This is a genomic window from uncultured Aureimonas sp., from assembly GCF_913775355.1.
Classification (GTDB): Bacteria; Pseudomonadota; Alphaproteobacteria; order Rhizobiales; family Rhizobiaceae; genus Aureimonas.
Map to the genome: position 1 here is coordinate 1 of NZ_CAJYIU010000158.1, position 4,145 is coordinate 4,145.

At 69.9% G+C, this 4,145-nt stretch carries 4 protein-coding genes and 1 pseudogene; all 5 read left to right on the plus strand.

Going from position 1 to position 4,145, the window contains the following annotated elements:
* The coding region (gene sfnG / locus QZ753_RS10320; RefSeq protein WP_294643432.1) for a dimethylsulfone monooxygenase SfnG at positions 1-1,031 on the plus strand (1,031 nt) is incomplete at its 5' end.
* Positions 1,032-1,088: 57 nt separating this feature from the next.
* The gene (locus QZ753_RS10325) at positions 1,089-1,964 is read left to right on the plus strand and encodes an ABC transporter ATP-binding protein (protein ID WP_294643435.1); all 876 of its coding nucleotides are present in this window, start codon (positions 1,089-1,091) and stop codon (positions 1,962-1,964) included.
* On the plus strand, positions 1,964-2,863 hold the full coding sequence (locus tag QZ753_RS10330) for a branched-chain amino acid ABC transporter permease (RefSeq protein ID WP_294643436.1): 900 nt from the start codon (positions 1,964-1,966) through the stop codon (positions 2,861-2,863). Before QZ753_RS10325 ends, QZ753_RS10330 begins: the two co-directional genes overlap by 1 nt.
* A 3-nt stretch (positions 2,864-2,866) precedes the next feature.
* Positions 2,867-3,916 carry a branched-chain amino acid ABC transporter permease gene (locus QZ753_RS10335; RefSeq protein ID WP_294643438.1) on the plus strand — a complete coding sequence of 350 codons (1,050 nt, stop codon included), beginning with the start codon at positions 2,867-2,869 and terminating at the stop codon, positions 3,914-3,916.
* 72 nt (positions 3,917-3,988) lie between these two features.
* Positions 3,989-4,145, plus strand: a pseudogene (locus QZ753_RS10340) (ABC transporter permease); the annotation flags it as partial.

A 4,145-nucleotide genomic window follows, 5' to 3' on the forward strand; every position in this document is an offset into this window, starting at 1 on the left:
CGAACATCGAGCAGCGCACGAGCCACGATCCGCAATACAACGTCGAGCTGGCGCAGGTCGCCGAGGCCGCGGGCTTCGACTATGCCCTCAGCCAGATCCGCTTCACGGCGGGCTACGGCGCCGACGAACAGCACGAGAGCGTCTCGTTCAGCCACCACCTCCTTGCCCATACGTCGAAGCTGAAGGTCATCGCGGCCTTGTTGCCGGGCCCCTGGAACCCGGCGCTCGCCGCCAAGCAGCTCGCCACGATCAGCATCCTGAGCGGAGGCCGCATTGCCGTGAACATGGTGTCCGGCTGGTTCCGCGGCGAGTTCCACGCGATCGGCGAGCACTGGCTCGACCATGACGAGCGCTACCGACGGACCGAGGAGTTCATCCGGTCCCTGCGCGGGATCTGGACCCAGGACGCCTTCACCTTCCGCGGCGACTTCTATCGCTTCAACGATTACTCGCTGAAGCCGAAGCCCGTCGATCCACTGCCGGAAATCTTCCAGGGCGGCTCGTCGCGCGCCGCGCGGGACATGGCCGCGCGCGTGTCGGACTGGTACTTCACCAACGGCAACACGCCGGAAGGGCTCGCCGCGCAGGTTGAGGACATCCGCGCCAAGGCCGCCGAGAACGGCCGTTCGGTGAAGGTCGGCATCAACGCCTTCGCGATCGTGCGCGACACCGAGGAGGAGGCGCTGGCGGTGCGCGACGAGATCGTCGCCAAGGCGAACCCGGAGGCCGTCAACGCCTTCGGCCACGAGGTCAAGAACGCCGGCAAGGCTTCGCCCGAAGGCGAGGGCAACTGGGCGAAGTCCACCTTTGCCGACCTCGTCCAGTACAATGACGGGTTCCGCTCCAACCTGATCGGCACGCCGCTGCAGGTCGCCGAACGCATCGTGGCCCTGAAGCGGGCGGGCGCCGACCTCATCCTCCTCGGCTTCCTCCACTTCAAGGAAGAGGTCGAATATTTCGGCCGCACCGTGATCCCGCTCGTGCGCGAGCTGGAAGTCGCGGGCGAGGCCCGGGCCATCGCGGCCGAATAGGCTCCCACCGGCCGCCGTCTCGGCGGCCGCCCTCCTCCCATCGTCAGGACCACCGAGATGACGGCTTTCCTCCTGGAAGGCGCGCAGGGCTTGCCTGTGCCGTCCGACCAGTCCGGCGCGCGGGCCGAACCGCAGGCCGGCCATCTGGAGCGTGGCGGCGCAGCGCTCGCCCTCACCGGCATTTCCTTGTCGTTCGGCGGCGTCAGCGCGCTCTCGGACATCGACCTTGCCGTGCGTCCCGGCGAGATCCGCGCGATCATCGGCCCGAACGGCGCCGGCAAGAGCTCGCTCGTCAACGTCCTCAGCGGCCTCTACCGGCCCGACCGCGGCGAGATCGGGATCGGTGCCGAGAGGTTCGCCCGCGTCAGGCCGAGCCGGCTGGCGCATCTTGGGGTCGCGCGGACCTTCCAGAATCTCGCGCTGTTTCGCGGCCTGTCGGTGCGCGACAACGTCGCCACCGGCCTCGCGCATCGCCGCCGCGCCACCTGGCTCGGCAGCGTCCTCGGAACGCCAGGCTCGCGACGCGACGCACGCGCCGTCGCGGAAGCCGTCGACGCGGTGCTGGCGGAGCTGCGGCTCGGCGCGATCGCCGAGCGGCCGGCCGGCGCCCTGCCCTACGGCCTCCAGAAGCGGGTCGAGCTCGCCCGCGCGCTCGTCGCACGGCCGAAGGTCCTGATCCTCGACGAGCCGATGGCCGGCATGACCGCGACGGAGAAGGCCGAGATGGCCGCCGACATCCGCGCGGCCCACGCCCGCCTCGGCTGCACGATCATCCTCATCGAGCACGATGTCGGCATCGTCATGAGCCTGTCCGATCGCGTCGCCGTCCTCGACTACGGACGCAAGATCGCCGACGGGACGCCGGCCGCCGTCTCGACCGATCCCGCGGTCATCGATGCCTATCTCGGCACCGTCCACGCGGAGGCCGCGTGATGGCCGACGGCTTCGACTGGCTGTTCTTCACGGAGGTGCTCGTCGGCGGGCTTCTGTCCGGCGTCATGTATGCCCTCGTCGCGATCGGCTTCGTCCTGATCTACAAGACGTCCGGCGTCCTCAACTTCGCGCAGGGCGCGATGCTCCTCTTCTCCGCACTGACCTTCGTCAGCCTCGTGGAGCGCGGCGTGCCCTTCGCCCTTTCGCTCGTCGCCACGCTTCTCGTGATGGCGCTTCTCGGGCTTGCGATCGAGCGCACGGTCCTGCGCCCGCTCACCAACCGGCCGCCGATCACGCTGTTCATGGCGACGCTCGGTCTGTCCTACGTGATCGAGGGCGCCGCGCAGCTCCTCTGGGGCACGCAGGTCCACGCCCTCGACCTCGGGATCGAGGACCTGCCCTTCGACGTCGGCGGGGTCTTCGTCTCCCAGTTCGACCTCTTCGCCGCCGGGACCGCCGCGACGCTGGTGGCCGCCCTCATCGCCTTCTTCCGCTGGACCCGCATCGGGCTCGGCTTCCGGGCCGTGGCCGACGACACCTACGCCGCGCTCGCGGTCGGGCTGAAGCTGCCGGTGATCTGGGCGAGCGTGTGGACGGCGGCGGGCGTCGTCGCCCTCGTCGCGGGGCTTCTCTGGGGCGCGCGGCTCGGCGTCCAGTTCTCGTTGTCGCTGGTGGTGCTGAAGGCCCTGCCCGTCCTCGTGCTGGGCGGCTTTGACTCGATCCTCGGCGCCATCGTCGGCGGCCTCCTGATCGGCGCCGGCGAGAAGCTCGCGGAGGTCTATCTCGGCGAGTATTTCGGCGGCGGCATCGAAAGCTGGTTCGCTTATGTCGTCGCCCTCGCCTTCCTTCTGGTTCGTCCCGGCGGCCTGTTCGGCAAGCCGGTGGTGGAGAGGTATTGACCCATGTCCACCATCGCCCCAGCTAGCGTCCCGATCGGCCAGCCCGCGGTCCAACCCCGCCTGCAGGTCCGCCTCCTCGCGCTCGCCGCCCTCGCCATCGCCTATGGCGTCGTGCCGTTCGTGGGCACCGACTACCTCTTCGACGCCCTCCTCACCCCGTTCCTGGCGCTCAGCCTCGCCGCGCTCGGGCTCAACCTCCTGACCGGCTATGCCGGGCAGCTCTCGCTCGGCTCGGCGGCCTTCATGGCGGTCGGCGCGTTCGCCGCGTTCAACCTCGACCTGCGGGTCCCCGGCCTGCCGATCCTCGCCTCGATCGCGCTCGGCGGCCTTGCGGCCTCGGCCGTCGGCCTCGTCTTCGGGCTGCCGAGCCTTCGCCTGCGCGGTTTCTATCTCGCGGTCTCGACGCTCGCCGCGCAGTTCTTCGTCGCCTGGGCACTGACGAAGTTCGGCTGGTTCTCCAACGGCAGCCCCTCCGGCGTCATCGACGCGCCGGCGCTGCGGGTCGCCGGATACACGTTCGCTTCGCCCGTCGAGCGCTACCTCTTCGCCCTGACGCTCGTCGCCGGCCTCGGGGCGCTGGCGTGGCGGTTGGTGACCTCGGCCACCGGGCGCGATTTCATCGCCGTGCGCGACGACGAGATGGCGGCCCGCATCATCGGCGTGCCGGTGCTGCGCACCAAGCTCCTCGCCTTCGCCCTGTCGTCCTTCGTGATCGGTGTCGCCGGCGCGCTCTGGGCCTTCGCCTACCTGCGTACCGTGGAGCCGCACGGCTTCAACCTCGACCGCTCGTTCCAGATTCTCTTCATCGTCATCATCGGCGGGCTCGCGACCCTTCGCGGCGCGTTTCTGGGGGCGGCGCTCATCGTCGTCTTCCCGCTTCTCCTGTCGCGCGCCGGCCAGTTCCTCTTCGGCGGCGTCTTCGACAGCGGCGCCTTGGAGATGACGCAGCGGATGATCCTCGGGGCCCTGATCATCGCCTTCCTGATCCTCGAGCCGAACGGCCTCGCCGCGCTTCTCGACCGACTGACGCGGCGCCTTCGCTCCGCGGCCTGACGCCTCACCGACAACCCGAACAACAACGGAGCCGAAGCGGTGTCGCTTCGGACCACAGCTGGAGTCTGCCCCATGACAAGCCTGAAACGCCTGCGCACCGCCGCCCTCGCCACCGCGCTCGCCCTCACCGCCCTCGGCATCGCCGCCCCCGGTTCGGCGCGCGCCGACGAGCAGTACTTCCCGCTCCAGAGCTATCGCGTCGGCCCCTATGCCGCCGGCGGCACCGGCT